This is a genomic window from Acidipila rosea, from assembly GCF_004339725.1.
GTDB classification, from domain to species: Bacteria; Acidobacteriota; Terriglobia; order Terriglobales; family Acidobacteriaceae; genus Acidipila; species Acidipila rosea.
On record NZ_SMGK01000003.1, the window covers coordinates 1 to 20,306 of the forward strand.

Below are 20,306 nucleotides of genomic sequence, written 5' to 3' on the forward strand. Positions count from 1 at the left end.
GAGAGAGGATCTCCACTCAAAGGCCGAATACATTGCCGCAGACTTGTCTTCTCGCCCACGCTTTCCCCTTGCAGTCGCGCGGCGGACCATACATTGGTCAGGTCTTCATGGGTCCGGTATGCTGCTTCTGGGAGTGCGTGAACTTGAAACGATGTCTCTGGTGTTTGATACTCCTCCTCTGCCCTGGAGGCGGGGCAGCCCAAGCGCAAGACGCCGTGGTGACCTTCTACTCCCATGGGTCTTTGCTGACAACTGGCCTTCCAGGTACCGTACATGATGTCTACATCGGGGGCGTCTTCGATGGGGCCCAAGGGATCTTTTCTTTTAGGGACGGCTTTTTTGCGCACAATAACCGCTTCCTCACTCTCCGTTTCGCTCCCGGACCACATACCTTCGGCGCAAGTAATGGAAAGCGACCGGAATCGCGAGAGACCTTGGACGTGGACCTGAAAGCCGGAGGGCAGTACTTCATCCGGGCACAGGGGGAAAGCAAGGGAGTCCCAGGCATCTGGACTATTCAGCATGGACGACTCGATCTCATGTCGTGTGCGGATGCTCAGAAGGATATGGAGAAGGCGAAGCCGCTTGACGAGAAAGCACTCTGGAAGAAGATGCGGCCACAGCGCGCCTCACTGATAGTGGATGAGAGCAGCCCCCCGTCTTGCCAATGAAGGGAACGTGCCGGAACGGGCATAGCAGACAACGGGAAATTATCTGGAAGCGGCATTTCGCCCTTCCCGGAAAATACATATGATAAAGGACGTTATCATACATATCATGCAAGATGAGATTGAGCCTCCGATGCCGCCTGAATCCGCTCCACGTAAGGGAGATGTCCTTTTCCGAGGAGACCTTCCCGATTGGCATAACAACGCTTGCCTGAGCGGAACAAGTCAAGGTGACCCAGTCGCTTACGTTGAAGGATATCGGCGAGGAGCGGAGATCCTCGTCCGCTTCGTCAACGACAACGGACGTGACCAGGATTTTCTGGTGTACCCGATTCTTTTCCTTTACCGCCACCATTTAGAGCTGGCTATGAAGAGAATCATCCGTCGCTTGCCGCGCCTGCTGTATCGAGAGTTGACTTCCAACGAGACAGGCCAGCTGCGGCAGCATAGCCTCACTGGCCTATGGCAGGCGCTGAAGCCAATGGTTGCCTCCATCTATAAAGCGGTAGATTGGCCTGATGCGAAATCTGAGGACATTGCGGGTGCTGACGACTACGTTCGGCAGCTTTCGGCCATCGATCCAGATTCCGAGAGTTTCCGTTACCCCTTCGGCAAAAGCGGCAAAGCCAACATGCCGGAAGGACTGATTCGTCTCAACATACGGCATTTCGCTGTAACGATTAGCCGACTCGTTCAGTACATCGATGATATCGACACCGCTACCAGCGTCGTGGGAGAGTGGCAGGACGATATGGAGGCTGATGGTGCTCCATAGTCAGCCGCAGGCTATAGCGATAAGCCCCCGCCTCCCCGAACTCTTTCATGCAGTTCCCGATGGGGGGCGGCGGTTTTGGGAGTTCTTCACCGTCAACATCCGCAACCCGAACACCCGCCGAGCTTACTTCAAGGCCGTCGAAGGATTCGCCGCCTGGTGCGAGGAGAAAGGCCTGGGGGATCTGTCCACGGTGATGCCGATGCACGTGGCGGCGTATGTCGAGCAGTTCGGCCGCACGCACTCGAAGCCCACCGTCAAACAGCACCTCGCCGCGATCCGGATGCTCTTCGATTGGCTGGTAACCGGGCACGTCATGGAGAGCAACCCGGCCCATGCGGTACGGGGACCGAAGCACAGCGTCAGGAAAGGCAAGACCTCCGTGCTCTCGGCCGAGGAGATGCGGGAGTTACTCGCCGCGATCGACACCACTTCCCTGCTCGGGCTCCGCGACCGCGCTCTGATCGCCCTCATGGGTTACACTTTCGCTCGCGTCGGCGCGGCCACTGGAATGAAGGTCGAAGACTTCTATGTGCAGAAGCGCCGCGGCTGGGTGCGGCTGCACGAGAAAGGCGGCAAGGTGACTGAGCTTCCCTGCCATCACAACCTGGACCAGTATCTGGAGGAGTGGATCGCAGCATCCGGGCTTGGCACCGAACCCGAGGCGCCGCTCTTCCCTACCCTGCGCTATGGCCGACTGACCGATCGCACTTCCCTGCCCCAGGCCAACGTCCACATGATGATTCAGCGGAGGGCGCGAGCCGCGGGACTCCGAACCAAGATCAGCGCCCACAGCTTCCGCGCGACCGGGATCACTACCTACCTGCAGAACGGGGGCAAGCTGGAGATCGCCCAGCAGATGGCTGGCCATGAATCAGCACGGACCACCGGGCTCTACGACCGTCGAAATGATGAGGTCGCGCTCGATGAGGTGGAGCGGATTGCGTTTTGAGTGTTCTTGGGGTCCCGTCAGAAAACGGACGATAGAGCACGGTAAGGGGCGTGATCGTCCGGGGAGAGACTCATTATTAAGCTGCAATGCCTCACAGATCCCCTAGCGGCCTCGTGGAGGGCATTCAGACGAGCTTCCTCCAACCGCCAAAGTGAGCACGCATTGTCTGCCCTTCTTGCAATCGAGAAGGCGCGGCCTACGACCTCAGTTTAGCGTTCTCGCAATCAGTTCTCATTTGCTGTTTTTTTTGCGTTTAGGAAGAGGATGACTTCTGAGAAAGGCGCTAGCTGATGAACGGCTCAGCGAAGCCCGAAAATCACTAACGTGCTCTATTGTCCGTTTCCTGACGGGACCCCTGACTCGCTATCAAGAACCGCAAACTCTACTCGCCGAGAAGCGACATCGCACGAACTTCTGAACTATCATCTCCAGCATGGCTGACGACCGTGCCCTGTACAGCCTTGAAAGTGTTACGTATCACCTGCCTGAAATCAGTAACAAATTCTTGGACCAAGGATCTCTCATGGGTTTTGTTCGGGTGTTAGCGCGTCGTTCAATGCTCTTGCTCGCAATGAGCTATCTCACAGCCCATGGGTAAAGGCGCAACAGGCGCCGTCCGACACTATGACCATCCAGGTAAACTCGAGCCTGGTCTTCCTCGACGTCACCGTCCTCGACAAGAAGGGTCATCCCGTCGTCACCGGTCTAACCAAGGACGATTTCAGCATCACCGACGACAAAATGCCGCAGCGAATCTTCTCCTTCGAGCCGCCCGAGCGCCATACCATCGATACCCATGCGACCGCGGATCACCCCGCAGGCAGCCTTCCCGTAACCATCTTCGTCGTCGATCTCCTCGATTCCAGCTTTTCGGACTTCGCCTACATCCGGTTCATGGTGCACAAATACCTGGCCGCCCAGCCCTCGCAACTCAAAGCGCCAGCCGAACTCATGGTGCTCGGCAACGATTCATTGGAGATGGTGCAGGGCTACACGCGCAGCAAGGCAGACCTGATCTACGCGCTGGACCACATCCAGACGACCTTGCCCTATAAAGAGATGAACGGCTCGTTCGCCTCAGAGCGTTTCGGGCAAGCCATCGACGCACTGCAACAGATCGCCTTGCAAAACAAAGGGATCTCCGGTCATAAAAACATCATCTGGGTAGGCCACGGCGGCCCCAGCATGGAGACGTTTGGACTGCCAGGCTCGACCGTAGAAGAGCTGAATCGTTACGTGCACGACACCACGAATCAGCTGGTGGACGCTCGCATGAGCCTGTTCGTCCTCTATCCCGGTCTGCCGGTTGGCGGCCCCATCCTGACGCTCAGCCAACTCTCCGCCAACTTCAATTTCGGCGACGACGATGACCCCTTCTCCGGAGACATCAACTTCGGCGTCTTCGTCAACGAGACTGGCGGCAAACTCTTCTACAACCGCAACGATGTCAATACCGAAATCAAAGAGGCGCAGCAGCTGGGCTCGGAGTATTACACCCTCACCTACCAGCCGACGGCAGGCAATATGGACGGCAAGTTTCGTCGCATTCGCGTCACTCTGCGCAATCCGAATCTCCACGCGATGACCAAAACGGGCTACTTCGCACCCGACAAGACCGCAGCCGCAGATGCCCGTCAGCAGCGAATTGTCGACATCTCCGAAGCGTTGTACTCGACCCTGCCCCTCGATACCCTCGGGGTCACGATCACCAACGTGGTGCGCCATCCCGACACGCATACAGCGCAGTTCACCGTCCTCCTGGCCCCACGAAACATCGCCTGGCAGCGGACCGACAACGGAGGCAGTTCTGTCGATTTCACCCTGGCAGCGGCCAGCCTCAGCGGCTACAGGAACTTCCTCGCCACCAGAGTCCTGTCTCTCAAGGCCTCTTCAAACAGCCAGGACAGTGCGCGCCTGGGCGCTCTGGTCACACGCATCCCGGTCACCATCAGGATCCCGCGCAAAACGCACACCGTGCGTGTCGTCATTCAACTCACAGCAAGTGGTCGAACGGGCGCGGCAGAGCTGACGCGGAAGGCCATCGACCATGCTCCACAGGCGCCAACCCCAGCGCCGCACCTGTTGCCCCGGTCGCAGAAACCCCAAGTGCCCTCGAGCCAACCCTAGCCCCTAACGTGGTTCGGATCAGTACCGAGATGTAGACATGGCGACGGGAATCCCGTGCCCGGGTCCGGCGGAGGATTCTGTGATGCTCCCTGATGCCTCGATCCCGCTCAACCGATGGCTACCATCGCAAGTCGTGGTTGACGCTCGCACTGTGATTCTGCAGGTGTAAGCTATACTTCTTCACAATCCAACATGGAGCGCCACGTCCTCATCTTCGGTCTCGTCGGCGGCCTCCTCATCGCCACCCTCCAATACACCGAATACCGCTTCGTCATCATCGAGCACTCCGTCGAGCTCTACAGCGCAGTGGTCGCTATCCTCTTCGCGACCTTCGGCATCTGGCTCGGCCTTCGCATCGCGCGCAGTCGCGAAACGATCCGCGAAACGAGCCGTGAGACGATCCGGGAAACGGTCGTGGTGAGGGAAGCGCCTGTCCCCGCGCAAGCCCCCGCCCTCGAACCCTTCGCTCCCAATACGGCTCACCAGCAGACCCTGGGCATCACCGCACGCGAGCTCGAAACCCTCACCCTGGTCGCCCGCGGCTTCAGGGGGCACCTCAAGAAAGGGAATTTTATGTACGCTAAGGCGCGCCGGAGGAACAAGAGCGAGCGCTTCAATCAGTTCCTGCAGTGGGTCACCACGCTCCGCGCCATTGCTGCGGAGCTGAACGACCGTGCTGTAGACGCGCCTCGCGGTGGGCAGTGGAGCGGGGTTCAAGTGCAAAGGGTGCTTGTTCGCGCTTAGAAGAGGAGTGGTCACTCAACTTCCTCAAGCGCGTCTTTCGTTACTTGGTAATTTACGATTGCGGTATGCGAAATGTCCGTTTAGCGTTGACGTTCTGCTTTTGCGCGGTCGGTTGTCACGCGCAGGTGGCAACCGATGATGCGTCGTTCCTTAAACAGGTCCGCGCGAAATATGACGCTCCGTGTGAAAGAAATCTTGAACCGTTCAGTTGCGCCGTGGAGTTTAACTGGTCGCGACACTTCTCTGAGTCTGTACGTCTCGGTGATGAAGGCACGGACGCGGAAATCGCTGAAGTCATTCAGCCCATTCGCAATCGCGTGACGGTGACTCACCAAAACGCCGCAGTGTCAGCCGGGATGACCGAAGACGAAGTGAAGAAGCTTCCTCATGGGGGTATGGCAGAAGACCTCCTTGAACATTCTGTTCAGTACAGCTTGAACAACTGGTTGGCTGCCAGCGGCACTGCTCTGCTTCCACCGCCAGATGCTTCCGTTCACGTCGAAGCGTCCGCGTCAGGCTATAAGCTCAGTCTCAAGATCCAGACTTTTGATGTTGAGATGTTGTTCACGCACGACTTGAGTCTCCAAAGCGAAGGGGTAAAGGGATCTCCCTCAGATAGCCGCGAGACAGATTTTCGTCCGGGACCGCAGGGGTTTATCTTGACTTCGTTCAGGCAAGGTGAGGATGGGGATTTCAGGCCAGGCAATCGAGTCGTCATCACCTACACGTATCAAAACGTTGGAGGATTTCAATTACCAGAGCAAGTGGCCATCAACCGAGAAAGCCACCACGAAAATTGGCACTACAAACTAACCGACTGTAGCGTTCAGACGGCTAAGTGATTCAGCCGTTGAAGCCAATCCATCGCACTGCGGCACCGTCCGGTTTGGGCACTGCTAAAACGTCCGTTTCAGGAGTAACAAGCCAACCCTTCAGGCGGTGATAGGGATGACATCCGCAGTCTATGGCACTAAGTGCTACACTTTAGGCAATGAGACCGGCACCCTCCAGAACGCTGTCGGTTTACAAAGGCAAGGCGTTCGTCCGCTTCGCCAGGAAAGCTCGTATTACCGACGCCGATCTCTGGCAGGCAGCACAGCGGGCGAATGATGGTCTGGTCGACGCCGATCTTGGTGGAGGGGTGATAAAGCAGCGTATCGCTCGGGCAGGGGAAGGGAAGTCCGGAGGTTCGCGGTCGATCATTCTCTTCAAAAAGAACAATCGTGCTGTGTATGTCTACGGATTCGAAAAGAAGGATGCAGCCAATATCGACCGCCGGGAACTGGAAGCGTTTCGAGAGCTTGCGGAAGTGATCCTTGGCTACACGGATGTTGAGATTGAACAACGAGTGAACGATGGAGCGCTCTTCAACGTGGAAGAGCCAGGAGAAGACAATGCCAAGTAAACATCGGAGTGACGCCTTAGCGGCCATTCACGAGACGGCGGCCGATCTGCACCGCGTCGGCGGAATGGATCAAAAGACGATGCGCAAGTTCGACGCGCTGTGTCTCACACCCATCCAGGAGATGACGCCTAAGAAGATTCGCGCCCTGCGAACTCGTGAGAAGGCCAGTCAGACGGTCTTTGCCGCCTATCTGAACGTCACTCCCAGCCTGGTCAGCAAGTGGGAGCGTGGAGAAAAGCATCCCCAGGGAGCGTCTCTTAAGTTGCTCTCCCTCGTGGACAAGAAGGGCTTAGAAGTCGTGGCCTGATTCTGAGTACCTCTCTGAAACGGTGATTTCAGAGAGTACAGGGCTGCTGGCTGCTGATTTAGAGTACGAGGAGTAGTGATTCCACTATTCAGCTGCGGGCCGCTTGTCCTCGTTCTTGCCGCGTGGATCGGACTTCTTTGGGTCCGGGTTCAGCAAAGGCCGAGGCTCGCGGTTATTGCGCTGAGCATCGTCACCGCAAATGCCATGTTCGCTACGTGGGTTTACGTCTACTACCGGCTACATCCCCCTTCTGCTTCGCTCCCACCCTGGAAAGATCCGCAAATCCTCGATTTTGGATTGTTGTTCTTGTTGGCCCCGATAGGCATGATCGTCGGCGGCATAGCCGCTTCGCGCGGCACTGTGAAGTGGCTGAGATGGGTTTTAGAGGGAGCTTCAATACCGCTGCTAGTTCTTGGTTTGCTTGCTGGCGCAGCGGTTTAGCCACGACAACTCCGGTTGTCGGTGGTGGTCCGCTCCAGCTCAAGGTGCTGTACGCCCAACTAGCGACTGGGAAACGGTACAACATCCGCGTCCGATAACGACCCCCGCCATTAACGGTACAAAATGAGGCTTATCAGGCGTAAGTGTTTGATTGCAAGATGTTTATAAGATTATCGCGCAACCCATCCGGTGGTGAGTTTGAGTCCTTAGCCTGATACTGGCTCCTGCGCTGTTCGACCTCCAGGGCTGCTGCGGCTTCGGCCTGAGCGGCTTGTTTCTTCCGCTCCTGCTTCCATTCCTGGTAACGCAGCCTGAAGGATGCCCGGCCCAAGAGGATGTAGACCTTCACGTGTAGTGGCGTGATGGTGGGATTGCTCATTTTTGCCTCGCTGCTAAAGCATGACCGTGGAAATGCCGGAACCGTGCAAAGCGTGGAACGGTAAAGCGGTCCCACCCTTCGCACCGCTCCTTGGAAGACGCCACTGCTGCCGGCGTCTCCCACTACTGGAATGGTCCGCCGCAGGCTTCACCAGACGGATTATCTTGGTTAGCATGAGGAGGCTCGTCATGGAAATTTCCACTCTTGGCATCGACTTGAGCAAGACCACCTTTCATGTAATAGGATTCGACGCGCGAGGCGAGATTGTTTTGCGTCGTAAGTTTTCTCGAAAGCAACTCCTCCAGTTCACGTCAAACCGCCAGCAGATACTGATTGGCATGGAAGCCTGCGGGGGCGCACATTTCCTCGGCCGTGCCTTGCAAGCTCAGGGGCATGATGCCCGACTGATGCCGGCACAGTTTGTAAAGCCGTTTCGTAAATCAAACAAGAACGACTATCTGGATGCAGAGGCGATTGCCGAGGCGGATCACCGCTGGCGGTCGCGTGGAGCGCTTCGGCTATCGCCTGCTTGTCGCCTTTTCGGTAGTAGCGGCCACACATGGCTACAGGATACGCTGAGCCTCTCCGTTAGCAGGCTCAGCTCTACTGTGCCCTTGAGGTAAGCCGCCAGCGTGCCCCGTCCAGCCAGGGCGCACTCTCAGACGCTCACCAGCAGCCAGACCTCAGCCGGACGGCCTCCGGTCTGTCTACGGCCCATGCGGATCATCCCGCCTGATTGCGCCAGCGTAAGCGCCGCATCCAGTTCTGCGCTGCTCTTGTGCCTGCCAAAGTGCTCGCTCAGCTCCGTGCGCGTCACGCCTTCCGGTCGCTCGCGAAGCAGTTGCACGATGGCATCCGCCGTAGGGTCGCCGATGCTCTTTCCAAAAATGTAAGCGGCTGAGTCTGCCGAGTACCGCCACAGCTCAAGCGCGGCGTGCAAGTGCTCCAGGCGAATCTCTGCCGAGCAATCGAGCAGGGCATAGAGCAGCGCCAGCCGGACCGCCTGCGCTTCACCCCGCGCAATAATCGAGCCGAGCAGACCCGGCTTGCCCTCGCTGAGCTGCGGATAAACCTCTTCCCATAGCGTCTTCGCATCATCTGCCCAGCTTATGGCCTGCATCGTGCTCGCGAATGCTACAACAGCACGCGCGCGCTCACCGATGAGGCTGAGCGCTTCAGCATTGACCGCCCCGCCAAAGGGCAGGCACTTCGAGCGCGCCGAGCACACCCACAGAAAGCGATTGGCGAAGCCATTGGCCACGTCAGACGCTGTGAGTAGACGTTGCAGCTCCGTGATGGTGATATGACCGATCACGGAGATATGCGGCTCCGCACAGGTCGCCTTGGCATTCTTCGTCAGCACGCGAAGCGGTACGCCGTCCCACGCCTGCCGCACTACAGGTGAGAGCGTGCTGCCTTCCCGTGCCGCGCACTGCAGCGTCTGTCCCAGCTCGCCCTCTACGCACAGCAGCCGCTTATCCCGTTCGCCAGCGTCCGTGAGCTGATCCTGTGTGTCAACCACACGGCCCTTCTCTTTTATCTGCACGGATTCGGTAATCGAGTCACGCACAGCATGGATCAGACCTTCGCCAGTCGAAAGCCCGGACGAAATGCGGGTCTTCGACCAGTGGATATCGATCAGTTCGCAGACGCGCTGCACTTCGCTCCAGGACGTTCCCTTGCGGGCCTTCGATGAATTGCCCACCAGCACCACGTAAAGGTTTGTGTAGTGCCGATCAGACCCGGCCATGTAGTGCGGCCCGCGCCCGATCATCGAACCAATCGCCACCATGAATTGAAAGAGCAGCGCGGCGGGGTCTGCCTCTGTGCCCGGCTCCACCAGCCGCACAAACTCACCGGCCAGCCCATAGAGTGCGGCATCCGCCAGCGGAGCGGGCCACTGCCGCGCATCCTGTTGCGCCGGATGCGGCTTTGCCTGCTCCGCAACCTGCACGGGCGCTGCTGGCTCATAGCGGGACACACTGCGGGCAATCTCGCGCACCTCCGCATCCGGCAGCGGCGGCGTGCAGCGCGCCGCGTTCTCAACCAGCAGCGCGGCCTCGATTGCAGCCGGAGTCATGCTCTTGCGCCGCATGGCTCCGCCCCGTCTGGCGAGCGCGTCATTGCGCCCACCTTCACCAATCAATGCCTGTTGCGTGCCCGGTTGCGCTGGTGCGGCCTGTTGCTGCGCTGGCTTCGCCTCTGAGAGCTTCGCCAGCAGCCATACTGGTGCATCCGCCGGCGGCTGCTCTGGCGCGAGCCATTGATACAGCCGCCCGCTTGGATGAAGAGACGGCGGGGCGACCACATAGCCGCCCTCGCCGCGAATGTCCAGCCCCTTGCCGAGAATGCCCGCACTGTTGCGGATCAGCACGCCCGCTGGTGCGCGGAAGTAGTAATGGCAACCCTTGCGATTGCCATCCTCACCTGTCCTGCCCGTCATGACGCAGAGCGTCTTCGGCAGAGCGCCATGCATGGCGGTGAGCGCCTGCAGAGAAGCCTTGCCGTCTTCCCCGTCCACGTCGAGCACCAGCAGTCCGCTTTCTCTGCCGGTCACGATGCCCACATTCGCTTCCGGCCACTGCTGGAACCAGCTCTTTATCTGCGCCGCGTCTTTCGATGCGTCTTTCAGGCCATGCGCCGTGCGCGGATGCTTGCCAGGCGAGCCGCAATTCTTCTTCCGGCAGGAGCACACCCCCTGCTTTGGATTGTGAAGCGGGACTGTCAGCCAGCCCCGCTTCGTGTAGTCGAGCGCTTCGGTGAGCGTGCTCACTGGCACCTGCCCCGGCACCTGGAGCAGATGGCGAGGTGCGCGAACCAGCTTTTCTTCGCTGCTTTCGCACGCTTTGCCATCCGCAGGTATTCAGGCGAACCGCTGGGCTCTAACTCACGAGCCCGAAATAATGAGCTCGTCTCCTTGTCCCAAAAATATTCCCCCGTTGGGCAGCAATCTTGTGGAGCGCTGCACATGGTGATAACCTCGCCTACAGTTAGGGTTGAAGTAGACGAAGGGCTCAGCGCTCCACGCTGAGCCCTTCGCTTTTCATCGTCAGTGGTTAGCCTGAATTCGGCCATTATCCTGAAGCCCTTGGCGACCGTGTCGATGTAGTGCCTAACAAAGCCGCTCAAGCTTTCACCCCTTTACCGGATGTTTTGCTCAGTCCGTCGATAAACGCCGTGATGTCGCTCTCGCGCCATCCCCGGGCGCGAGCGCCCATCTTGACAGGGGCGGGAAATGACCCGTGGGTGATTTTTAAAAAAATCGTCGATTTACTGAGAGGTACACGTTTTTGCACCTCAGGTAGGCGTAACAAAGTTTCTGGCTCCTTACTCATTGAAGTCCTTCCGGGATCAATGATCCAACCAAAACATAGGACAACAACACTCGTAAGAAAAGTGATTTATGTTGCAGCAATGAGCCTCTTGATATAACAGAAATCAGATAATGCGAGGATGCCGGAAGGATCAAATGGAAGTGCTGCTTATTTTCGATGAGGACGAGTTTGTGAATCTGCTAAATGGCGATTACAGCACTAACAAAAATTCAGGCTGGAATGCGATGCCAAAGAACCTGAAGCCTGGCCAAAAGTTGTCCGGGAAAGAAATGGTAATGGTGTTCAACGCGCTGCCGAAGTTTTGGCAGCCTTCTGAAGAATTTAAGCAGCAAAACCCCGAACTTCCTTCTATAGCCCGGTTGCTTAATCAAGAAGCGCAACGTCCTCACCTAGCCAAGTCGCTTCGTAGATACGTCGATCAGTGGATTAAGTCAGGCTATATCGATGAACTTGAATATCCCGGCAGGAGAAATATACCGAGCCAAATACCGAGCAAGAAGCCGGGCGGCAGGCCGCGCGAGAGCGAGATATGGAAAAAGCTGGAGAGCTTTTTAGCTGAAAATCCTATAAACCTTACCCTGTCCAAACGGGGCTCTCCAGTAGCGGTTTTTCCTGAGCCAAACGAAGATAGCTGGGGGAACGATGAAACTGTGCGTCGATGGTTGGGCTTTATGGATTCGGAGCTGCGCACCACAATCGCCAAATGCCTCAAGTGTGGAACTTACTTTAAGCGTTCGAGGGTACAGGAATACTATAAGCGGGGCGCTCTCTGCAAAGCTCATAGTGTCTCCGAGGGAGTAACTCAGGCGCGAGCACGGAAGCGAAAACTACGCTTAGAAGTAGCGTCAAAAGCCTTCCAGTCGTGGACTGCGCGCAAGCGAAGGCCGCTCAAGGATTGGATTGCACATCATGTAAATAAATCCCCTAAGACGGAGGGAATCACTGGAAAATGGGTCTCAAGGCACTTGAGGGAAATCGAGGCGATGGCATGCGACAGTACGGATATCACCTAATAGCATGAGGCTCGGTTGGGGCTCAGGGTGCTTTTCCAGGCAGGTGTTGCACGCCAATGTCTTACCGGCTCGTCATGGAAACGACCGCCCCGCCCTTAATTCGCACTTCCTCCGCATAAGTTCATGAAGCTAGATCGCCTGATAGCAAGGCACTTACCAGCTTACTTCGCTTCATTCGCTTCTTTCGCACTCCTGCAGGGAAATGCGCGCCGTGGCATCAGGCCCGCGCATTGCCAAAGTTGCCCACCAGCACCTTCGATTCCGTCACAATGCCGTCGATGTGGTCAGCCCACCATTGCATCATGCGCTTGCGCTCAGGCAAGTACTCAGCACGGTTATAAGCGCCGCGCACGGCATTGCGTTCGCAGTGGGCAAGCTGGCGCTCGATCACGTCAGGGCGAAAGCCGGACTCGTTGAGAATGGTGGAGGCCACTGCCCGGAAGCCGTGGCCGGTCATGCGGCTCCTGTATCCCAGCCGATAGAGCGCAAAGAGCATGGTGTTATTGCTGATCGACTTCGCCGCATTGCGCCCAGGCAGCAGATATCTGCTCGTGCCCGCCAGCGGCTTCAGCTCTTCCAGCAGCACCACCGTTTGCCGGGCCAGCGGGACAATGTGTTCCGCGCGCATCTTCATCCGCTCTGCCGGAATCACCCAAAGCCCTTGCTCCAGGTCTAACTCCGCCCACGTCGCGCCGATCAGCTCATTGGTGCGCACAAAGGTGAGCGCCAGCAGTTGCAGGGCAAGCCGCGTCTGCCTGTCGCCTATCTCGTCATAGGTGGCAATCTTCCGCACCAGCTCCGGGAACTCTTCAGGCCTGACGGCGGGCTGGTGCTGCTTCACATGCGGAGCCAGAGCGCCGCAAAGATCAGGCGCTGGATTCCGGCTGCACCTGCCCGTCGCGATGCCGTAGCGAAACACCTGCCCGCATACCTGCAAGACGCGGTGGGCGAGGTCATACGACCCGCGCGACTCTATGTTGCGGATCGCAGCCAGCAGCTCCGGCGCGTCAATCTCGGCAATGGGCCGCGAACCCAGCAGCGGGAAGATGTTTGCCTCAAGTCTCCGCCTCACGTCGCTGGTGTGGCTGGCCACCCATGTTGCGCTCTGCTTACCAAACCACTCGCGCGCCACAGCCTCAAAGGAATTGGCGCTGGCGAGCTGCTTCCGCCGGGCCTCTGCCTTGCGCTCGGCTGAAGGATCAGCGCCGGACTGCAACTGCTTGCGGATCGTCTCCCGCTTGGCCCTTGCTTCCTTCAGGCTTACCAACGGGAAGGTGCCCAGCAGCAGAGACTTCTCTTTGCCGTCCTGCCAGTAGCGAAACCGCCAGTGTTTCTTTCCCTCACGGTAGACCCAGAGGTAGAGCCCGTCGCCATCGGACAGCTTGCGGATGGTCGTAGTGGTACAGGCTGCATTCTTGCAGTCCAGAGCAGTGAGAAGATTTGCGGGCATGGCCGATCCTCGCGATAGGAAATTGGCGCAGAGTCAAAGCCGCTTCAGACCGTGGTCAGATTCCCAACCCCAAAAACGTGACCACGGTTTCTGACCACGGTTTGACCAAGGTTTGTACAAAACGTCATCGGACCACGCTGTACTCTATTTTGGCCTAAGTGATTGACTTTATGAAGGAAATCGGACTCTATGGGATTCGATAGGAAGGGAGTCTGGCGGAGGGAGAGGGATTCGAACCCCCGTAGCCCTTTCGGGCTAAGCGGTTTTCAAGACCGCCTGTTTCAACCGCTCACACATCCCTCCGCGTGAGTTATCAATAGCTTAGCAGCACTTGCCGGAACTTCGCGCTCCCGAGTTGTCGCCGTTCCCTGCTCCAAGCCGCGACGGCTCAATCAAGTCCTTCATCTTCTATTTCTTAGCCCCGTCAGAAAAATTCCTGCCATAGTGCCTTCATGCGTCACAGCGACGCCCAGGCGCAGCCTTGGCGCCTCGCGGCTCGCTTCACCTCTCCATCTCCGAATAGAAATCGCGCGCCCCTGTCGCTGGCAGCCCAGCATCGACTATCGTTTCAAAATCATGCAAACAGCTATTCAGGCAGGGCTATGATCGGGACCGGACGCAGGCAGGCATCACGCAAACTGGCATTTCTACTTCTTGCTCTTGGAGGCTGCAGCGCTGTATTGCGGACGGCCGCAGCCCAGTCTCAGACAGATATCGACTGGCCTGCCTACAACGGTCACGTCACCGGCGATCACTACTCCAGCCTCTCGCAGATCAATCGGGGCAACGTTGCCCGACTCAAGGTTGCGTGGCAGTTCGACACTGGAGAAAAGGGCGGCATCCAGACCAATCCTCTCATCGTCGGACACGTCCTCTATGCCTATACGCCGTCGCAGAAGGTCGTTGCGCTCGATGCCGCCACCGGCAGGCTGATCTGGAAATTCGACTCCGGCATCACGGGAACGCAGCCGGATCGCGGCGTAGCTTACTGGACAGACGGCAAGCAGGGCATCCTCTTCGCCGGCGTCATGAATTATCTCTATGCGCTCGATGCCGCGACCGGCAAACCTCTTCCCGGCTTTGGGGAGAATGGCCATATCGACCTGCGCAAGGGTCTTCGTGGCGACTATACACAACAGTCCATCGCTCTCACTGCTCCGGGCATGATCTACAAAGACCTCATCATCGTGGGTGGACGAAATCCAGAGACTCATCCTGCCCCGCCCGGCGATATCCGCGCCTTCGATATACACACGGGCGCACTTCGCTGGAGCTTTCATACCATTCCCCACCCGGGAGAGTTCGGCTACGATACCTGGCCCAGGGATGCGTGGAAGAATGCCGGGGCAGTTAACAACTGGAGCGGCATGGCGCTTGATGAGAAGCGTGGCATCGTCTACGTGCCTACTGGGTCGGCGGTATTCGACTTCTACGGCGGCGATCGAGTCGGCAATGATCTCTTTGCCGACACGCTGCTCGCTCTTGACGCCTCAACTGGCAAGCGCCTCTGGCATTTTCAGGGCGTGCACCACGACATATGGGACCGCGACTTCCCCTCGCCTCCTGCCCTCGTCACGGTAACGCGGAAGGGGAAGCGCGTGGATGCAATCGCGCAGACAACGAAGCAGGGCTACCTGTACCTCTTTGATCGCGACACCGGCGCGCCGCTGTTTCCGATTGAGGAGCGCGCCTATCCGCCCAGCCATGTGCCCGGCGAAGTAACCTCTCCCACGCAGCCCATGCCGCTCGCTCCGGCGCCCTATGCACGGCAGCGGCTCACAGAAGACATGCTGACCACGCGCACACCTGAAGCTCATGCATGGGCGCTCCAGCAGTTCAAAACATTCCGCAGCGGCGGCCAATTCCTCCCCTTCGCCGTCGACCAGCAGACCGTCGTCTTTCCCGGCTTCGATGGCGGCGGCGAGTGGGGCGGCCCGGCTGTCGATCCTGCAACCGGCGTCCTTTATGTCAACGCCAATGAGATGGTCTGGACGGGCGGCCTCACGGAAAAGAAGCAGGGTCAAAGCCCCGGCGCGACGATATATCAATCTCAATGCGCCGTGTGCCATGGAGCAGACCGCGCAGGCTCTCCCCCCGCATTCCCTTCGCTCGTGGGTGTGGAGCAGCACCTTACCGACCAGCAGATCACAGACGTCCTTCACCAGGGAAAGGGCAGAATGCCCTCCTTCCCGAGCTTGAACTCCGGCCAGCTCGACGCCCTGCTGCATTATCTGAAAGTGGGCGACGCGGAGGCCAACAAAGCAGTGGCCGGAAGCGGCAACAGGAACGACAAGCAGGAACTGGCCTCGGCTGCTTCATCCGGCAGCAGCCACCCCGCAGCGGACTATCAATTCACGGGATATCGAAAATTCCTCGCCCCTGAGGGCTACCCGGCATTTACGCCGCCCTGGGGAACGCTGAACGCCATCGACCTCAACACCGGCCAATACCTATGGAAGATACCTCTCGGCGAGTATCCGGCGCTTGCCGCTCAGGGCATGAAGAATACCGGCTCAGAGAACTACGGCGGCCCCATCGTGACTGCCGGCGGCCTTGTCTTCATTGGCGCCACCGTCTACGACAGAAGGTTCCGCGCCTTCGACAGCCACACGGGAAAGCTTTTGTGGGAGACAGAGCTGCCCTTTGCCGGGCTTGCGACCCCGTCCACTTACTCCATCGACGGCAAGCAGTATGTCGTCATTGCAGCGAGCGGCGGCAGAGATCCGAAATCACCCACCGGAGGGATGTATATCGCCTTCGCCCTGCCATGAAGATCGCGCCACGACGAGAAGTTCGCGTAGGGAAATTTCAGGATCTGGCAGTTCGCCCCTGAGCGGACGGTACAGCAAAGAGGGAGACTGCACCATTGGCCGCATGCACACCGGACTGCGTCCGGCGGGGTGCGCCTCCTACAGCTTTGCCCTTGACCAGGCGCATCTTTTCCCGGTCCAGAATCTTTCTCACCTGCGTGCGCGCATGGCTCGCCCATGGGCCGCTGCGGTCAAGCTTGAGGTAGGCGGTCCAGTGGTGGAGCGCCTTGCGCCGTTCTCCACGCCGCTCATAGGTCAATGCCAGGTTGTAGTGTGCGTCGCCATAGCGGGGCATCAGGTGGATGGCTTTCTTATAGGCCTCGACTGCCTCAGGCAGCCGCTGCAGCTCGTCCAGCACATTACCGAGGTCGAAGTAGGCCAACGCATAGCTCGCATCTGCCACCGTCGCCTGACGGTAGAGCTCCTCCGCACGGGAGTAGGCGCGGCGATTGTAATGGATCGTGCCCAGGTTGATGCAGGAAGGCGCGTGGTCCGGCTTCGCGGCAAGAATCTGCTCATACAGCACCGCAGCCTCGCTGACCCTTCCCAGCTCCTCATCACGAACAGCCTCGATGAACCTGGCCTGAATCTCCGCCTCCAGCAGCGCCTTCCGCTCCGGCATCGTTGAGGGCAGCGTCTCGACATTGGAGAGTCGCTCGCAACCATTCAGATCGAAATCGAAGACGAACTGGCGGGCAATCGGATCCATCACCGAGCCCGAGTGCCGGAAGACGAGCCGTGAGCCCTCGCGAGTTGTTCCCGCCTCAAGCAGCGGGTTGGCCACGCCTGAGACGGCACGCATTGCCAATACAGAGGCGCGGATGCTCGCTGCCGAGATCCGCAGCGCACGCAGATCGCGCAGCTTGCGAAGCTGCCCCAGATCCTGGAAGGAGTAGCCACTTTGGGGCGCGATCAGCCCCGCGCGCTCCCAGCCTCGAAGCTGCTTGGCTGGAATTCGTAAAATCCGCAAAACATCGGGACGGCTGTATGGGGTCACAGATGCGCGCTCCGGAGGAACCGTCAGCATAATCACTACCGCTTGTGGTTGATTATGAGGACAGCGGAGGGCCTAGTACAAGATGGCGATGTGAAATTTCGGTGGATAAACGCGCAGAAATGGAGTTTTTCTGGAGCCGACGACCGGAGTTGAACCGGTGACCTGCTGATTACGAATCAGCTGCTCTACCAACTGAGCTACGTCGGCTTTTCCTCTCTGATACTAACGTCCCCGGCGTTGGAGGTAAAGGGCTGAGGCCCCGCAAAGACGCGAAAAGGCTGCCCGGCAACAGGGCAGCCTTAACGCTTAGGGAGAATAGTTCCAACGGAGGCAAGCCATCAGAACTTTCTGGCGAAATATTATGGTCGTACCAGTGGGGTGTCAAGGCAAAATCGGCGTTGCTGCAAATCCCTGTATGCAGGAGAGTTACGGGCTGCCGCCCGCGGCGGATGGTTCGAGAGCGGGAAGCGGCATTTTGCCTTTTCTTCGCAGAAATTTCCTGGAACCAATGAAGATTGAACGGTTTACCCTCAATCTTGCACTGCTATTGGGTCATCGCCCTGTTAGCGGCCAAGCTTGAGACTGATGAAGTCGTCGTCGTTCATGGTGGAGAGCGGCTTGCCCCGCGCCATGCGGATGAGCGCTCTGCCGCCACCCAGAAACACTCCGAGTACCAGGGCAGCCAGAGCCAGCGCGATGGTCATGTAGGCGATGCTCAGCAACAGGCTCGCGGTCTTCTTGGCCTCTCCTGACCCGGCCAGCGTATTGCTCCACACAATGCCCGCGTTGTAGTGGATATCGTCGAGCAGCTTGCGCGCCTCGCCCGGATCAAGGTGGCCTGTCGTCACCGCCAGCAACGGCCCCGCGCGGCGCACCAGCAGCGACTCTGGATCGCTGGCCCCGAAGGCTGAGGGGTTTGCCTTGAGGGCTGCGGCAAACGCGTGCTCCCGGTCCAGCGCCATCTGGGGCGTCGGATAGTTGATAAGCGTGAGCGTGCCCTTGCCGCGGCGCGCGCGATATTCTCCGCTCACCACCTCGGCATCACGGCTGAAGTCGATGATCTGCGCCGGCAGCTGGCCGCCGTCATGCGCATAGCTGGCAGGGCCGAGGCTGTAGTGGACACTTGCAGGATCGAGCGACTGCGCCGGCAGATAAGCTGGCAGAGACGGCGCGATAGCTTCCGGCCCGGCTGTCTTCGGCAGGGCAGCCGCAAGTTCGCTCAATACATGCCGCGCGGCTGCGTCTGGACGGGCGAAGTCCGCCTCCACCATCGTCGCTCCCGACCAGAACGCGTAGTGCGTCCCATTCGCCGCGCCACCATTGCCGATCTTCAGATCGCGCATATCAGGCTGACGAAAATAGGTAAACGCCCCATAGGCACCCGTCGCATCCGGAAAACTGAACGCCTGCAGCGTCACCTTCTGAGCTCCATGCTCATAAGTGGCGGCCGTGGCCTGCGTGAGCCCGAACTCCTTGAGCGCGGCTGCGTCCGCTGGCGTGGGAGATTGCGGAGCGCTGCTCTGCTGCTGCCAGCCTGCAAAGCTCGCCGGCAGCGCCGGTTTCGACGAGGGAGCAGCGAACGCAGCGGCAGACGCCAGGAGGACAGTGGCTGCAGCCTGCACGATACGGATGTATGGGGAGTGAGACGGCATAGGACCTTTGTTACTCTTCTGAGATTATCACTGGGCTGCGCGCCGGAGCCCGATTCGAAGAATCCAGATCCGCTCCTGCGCTATACTTGTCTAGACAGGAAATTGCTTCCATGAAAAATTCATCTGAATCCGCAACCGGACGTTCTTTCGCCCATGCCATGCTGCGCGAAATCTACGAGCAGCCTCAATCGCTGCGGGACACAGCTAACAGCTACGTCAGCGATGGCGGGTTGAGCGCGGAGGCCTTCGCCGCAGCGCAGGAAGCGCTGCGCGGACATCAACGCCTGGTGATCGCGGCCAGCGGCTCCAGCCGACACGCCGGGCTTGCAGGCGAAATCATGCTCGAAGACCTCGCAGGGCTTACCGTCGATGTCGAGTACGCCAGCGAGTATTGCTATCGCTCCACCCACACGCTGCAGGACCCCGGCGTCATCGTCATTTCGCAGTCAGGAGAGACGGCCGACACGCTGGCCGCCCTTCGCGAAGCGAAGTCGCGCGGACTCTCAACCATCGCCATTACGAACAACGCGGCGTCAACCATGGCGCGCGAGGCCGATGCTTCCTTGCCGACAGCAGCCGGCAAGGAAAAAGCCATTCCCGCCACCAAGAGCTTCACCACGCAGCTGGGCGTGCTTTATCTGCTGACCCTGGCCATGGCCCGCCTCCGCGGACGCATGACCGCGCAGGGCGTCTCGGCCATGCTCGATCAGTTTGCCGCGCTGCCGGGTCTGCTTGAGCAGGCACTCCCGCGCTGGGAGCAGCAGGTGCACGAGATCGCCGAGCAGACTGCGTCCGCCCGCACCTTCCTTTATTTAGGACGCGGCGTCCATTACGCCATCGCGCGCGAGGGTGCGCTGAAGCTGAAGGAGTCCGCCTATGTACAGGCCGAGGGCTATCCGGCAGGCGAGTTGAAGCATGGTCCGAACGCCCTTGTCAGCAAAGATGCGCCGCTGGTGATGATTGCAACTCAGGACCGCAACGACCCTGACTCGGTGCTGCGCTATGAGAAGACTCTGCAGCTGATGAAGGACATGCAGGCCCAGGGAGCGGAGATCATCGCGCTCGCACTGGAAGGCGATACGGAAGTAAACAAGCTGGCGCGTTGGACCATCGAGGTTCCGGCCGCGAGTGAATATCTGCTGACGATCCTTGAAGTGGTTCCGCTGCAGCTGCTCGCCTATTTCACGGCAATTCTCCGCGGCATTGATGTCGATAACCCTAGAAACCTGGTGAAGGCGGTCGTAGCCGAGTAGC

General features: G+C 58.8%; 16 protein-coding genes, 2 tRNA genes and 1 pseudogene. 11 read left to right on the forward strand and 8 right to left on the reverse strand.

What is annotated here, in order from left to right; genetic code table 11:
• Nucleotides 1-750 precede the first annotated feature (750 nt).
• The 7 genes from C7378_RS09975 (at nt 751) to C7378_RS10005 (ending at nt 6,975) form a co-directional block, all read left to right on the forward strand.
• Nucleotides 751-1,443, forward strand: a complete 693-nt coding sequence (locus C7378_RS09975) for a hypothetical protein (protein ID WP_131995773.1) — start codon at nt 751-753, stop codon at nt 1,441-1,443.
• Nucleotides 1,430-2,392 carry a tyrosine-type recombinase/integrase gene (locus C7378_RS09980; protein ID WP_131995776.1) on the forward strand — a complete coding sequence of 321 codons (963 nt, stop codon included), beginning with the start codon at nt 1,430-1,432 and terminating at the stop codon, nt 2,390-2,392. The genes C7378_RS09975 and C7378_RS09980 overlap by 14 nt, the downstream gene beginning before the upstream one ends.
• Before the next feature lie 624 nt (nt 2,393-3,016).
• Nucleotides 3,017-4,519: a VWA domain-containing protein gene (locus C7378_RS09985; protein ID WP_131995779.1), complete on the forward strand. Its 1,503-nt coding sequence runs from the start codon at nt 3,017-3,019 to the stop codon at nt 4,517-4,519.
• Nucleotides 4,520-4,711: 192 nt separating this feature from the next.
• On the forward strand, nt 4,712-5,263 hold the full coding sequence (locus C7378_RS17970) for a hypothetical protein (protein ID WP_243648176.1): 552 nt from the start codon (nt 4,712-4,714) through the stop codon (nt 5,261-5,263).
• A 125-nt stretch (nt 5,264-5,388) separates the two neighbouring features.
• On the forward strand, nt 5,389-6,105 hold the full coding sequence (locus C7378_RS09995) for a hypothetical protein (RefSeq protein ID WP_131995782.1): 717 nt from the start codon (nt 5,389-5,391) through the stop codon (nt 6,103-6,105).
• A 149-nt stretch (nt 6,106-6,254) separates the two neighbouring features.
• Nucleotides 6,255-6,668: a type II toxin-antitoxin system RelE/ParE family toxin gene (locus C7378_RS10000; protein ID WP_207901398.1), complete on the forward strand. Its 414-nt coding sequence runs from the start codon at nt 6,255-6,257 to the stop codon at nt 6,666-6,668.
• The gene (locus C7378_RS10005; RefSeq protein ID WP_131995785.1) at nt 6,658-6,975 is read left to right on the forward strand and encodes a helix-turn-helix domain-containing protein; all 318 of its coding nucleotides are present in this window, start codon (nt 6,658-6,660) and stop codon (nt 6,973-6,975) included. The genes C7378_RS10000 and C7378_RS10005 overlap by 11 nt, the downstream gene beginning before the upstream one ends.
• A 574-nt stretch (nt 6,976-7,549) precedes the next feature.
• Here the strand turns inward: C7378_RS10005 and C7378_RS10010 are convergent.
• Nucleotides 7,550-7,795 (reverse strand): hypothetical protein, encoded by a 246-nt coding sequence (locus C7378_RS10010; protein ID WP_131995788.1) that lies wholly within the window; start codon nt 7,793-7,795, stop codon nt 7,550-7,552.
• A 188-nt stretch (nt 7,796-7,983) separates the two neighbouring features.
• Between C7378_RS10010 and C7378_RS10015 the strand changes: the two are divergent.
• Nucleotides 7,984-8,289: pseudogene (locus C7378_RS10015) on the forward strand (IS110 family transposase); the annotation flags it as partial.
• A gap of 164 nt (nt 8,290-8,453) precedes the next feature.
• On the opposite strand, the gene C7378_RS10020 reads toward C7378_RS10015, so the two are convergent.
• Nucleotides 8,454-10,568, reverse strand: a complete 2,115-nt coding sequence (locus tag C7378_RS10020; protein ID WP_131995791.1) for a bifunctional DNA primase/polymerase — start codon at nt 10,566-10,568, stop codon at nt 8,454-8,456.
• Nucleotides 10,569-10,920: 352 nt separating this feature from the next.
• A complete protein-coding gene (locus C7378_RS10025; RefSeq protein WP_131995794.1) occupies nt 10,921-11,130 on the reverse strand; it encodes a helix-turn-helix transcriptional regulator in 210 nt (69 codons plus the stop codon).
• Nucleotides 11,131-11,264: 134 nt separating this feature from the next.
• On the opposite strand from C7378_RS10025, the gene C7378_RS10030 reads away from it, so the two are divergent.
• Entirely contained in the window at nt 11,265-12,143 is an 879-nt protein-coding gene (locus C7378_RS10030) for a hypothetical protein (protein WP_131995797.1), read from the forward strand.
• 217 nt (nt 12,144-12,360) lie between these two features.
• Here C7378_RS10030 and C7378_RS10035 read toward each other — a convergent pair whose 3' ends face one another.
• Nucleotides 12,361-13,593: a tyrosine-type recombinase/integrase gene (locus C7378_RS10035; RefSeq protein WP_131995800.1), complete on the reverse strand. Its 1,233-nt coding sequence runs from the start codon at nt 13,591-13,593 to the stop codon at nt 12,361-12,363.
• Nucleotides 13,594-13,806: 213 nt separating this feature from the next.
• Nucleotides 13,807-13,896: transfer RNA gene (locus tag C7378_RS10040), tRNA-Ser, on the reverse strand.
• Between the two features lie 299 nt (nt 13,897-14,195).
• Between C7378_RS10040 and C7378_RS10045 the strand changes: the two genes are divergently transcribed.
• Complete coding sequence (locus C7378_RS10045) at nt 14,196-16,364, forward strand: outer membrane protein assembly factor BamB family protein (protein ID WP_131995803.1); 2,169 nt, start codon at nt 14,196-14,198, stop codon at nt 16,362-16,364.
• A gap of 37 nt (nt 16,365-16,401) precedes the next feature.
• Here C7378_RS10045 and C7378_RS10050 read toward each other — a convergent pair whose 3' ends face one another.
• From C7378_RS10050 to C7378_RS10060, 3 genes are all read right to left on the reverse strand, one after another.
• Nucleotides 16,402-17,430, reverse strand: a complete 1,029-nt coding sequence (locus C7378_RS10050) for a tetratricopeptide repeat protein (protein ID WP_131995806.1) — start codon at nt 17,428-17,430, stop codon at nt 16,402-16,404.
• Between the two features lie 101 nt (nt 17,431-17,531).
• Nucleotides 17,532-17,607: transfer RNA gene (locus tag C7378_RS10055), tRNA-Thr, on the reverse strand.
• A gap of 356 nt (nt 17,608-17,963) precedes the next feature.
• Entirely contained in the window at nt 17,964-19,052 is a 1,089-nt protein-coding gene (locus tag C7378_RS10060) for a DUF6599 family protein (protein ID WP_131995809.1), read from the reverse strand.
• Between the two features lie 86 nt (nt 19,053-19,138).
• Here C7378_RS10060 and C7378_RS10065 point away from each other — a divergent pair, with 86 nt between their 5' ends.
• Nucleotides 19,139-20,305, forward strand: a complete 1,167-nt coding sequence (locus C7378_RS10065) for an isomerizing glutamine--fructose-6-phosphate transaminase (protein ID WP_279388585.1) — start codon at nt 19,139-19,141, stop codon at nt 20,303-20,305.
• Nucleotide 20,306 lies beyond the last annotated feature (1 nt).

Coding starts and splice junctions, on each gene's coding strand:
- C7378_RS09975 (WP_131995773.1), top strand. CDS start 751: ATGATAAAGGACGTTATCATACATATCATGCAAGATGAGATTGAGCCT.
- C7378_RS09980 (WP_131995776.1), top strand. CDS start 1,430: ATGGTGCTCCATAGTCAGCCGCAGGCTATAGCGATAAGCCCCCGCCTC.
- C7378_RS09985 (WP_131995779.1), top strand. CDS start 3,017: ATGACCATCCAGGTAAACTCGAGCCTGGTCTTCCTCGACGTCACCGTC.
- C7378_RS17970 (WP_243648176.1), top strand. CDS start 4,712: ATGGAGCGCCACGTCCTCATCTTCGGTCTCGTCGGCGGCCTCCTCATC.
- C7378_RS10000 (WP_207901398.1), top strand. CDS start 6,255: ATGAGACCGGCACCCTCCAGAACGCTGTCGGTTTACAAAGGCAAGGCG.
- C7378_RS10005 (WP_131995785.1), top strand. CDS start 6,658: ATGCCAAGTAAACATCGGAGTGACGCCTTAGCGGCCATTCACGAGACG.
- C7378_RS10010 (WP_131995788.1), bottom strand. CDS start 7,795: ATGAGCAATCCCACCATCACGCCACTACACGTGAAGGTCTACATCCTC.
- C7378_RS10025 (WP_131995794.1), bottom strand. CDS start 11,130: ATGAGTAAGGAGCCAGAAACTTTGTTACGCCTACCTGAGGTGCAAAAA.
- C7378_RS10030 (WP_131995797.1), top strand. CDS start 11,265: ATGGAAGTGCTGCTTATTTTCGATGAGGACGAGTTTGTGAATCTGCTA.
- C7378_RS10035 (WP_131995800.1), bottom strand. CDS start 13,593: ATGCCCGCAAATCTTCTCACTGCTCTGGACTGCAAGAATGCAGCCTGT.
- C7378_RS10045 (WP_131995803.1), top strand. CDS start 14,196: ATGATCGGGACCGGACGCAGGCAGGCATCACGCAAACTGGCATTTCTA.
- C7378_RS10050 (WP_131995806.1), bottom strand. CDS start 17,430: ATGCTGACGGTTCCTCCGGAGCGCGCATCTGTGACCCCATACAGCCGT.
- C7378_RS10060 (WP_131995809.1), bottom strand. CDS start 19,052: ATGCCGTCTCACTCCCCATACATCCGTATCGTGCAGGCTGCAGCCACT.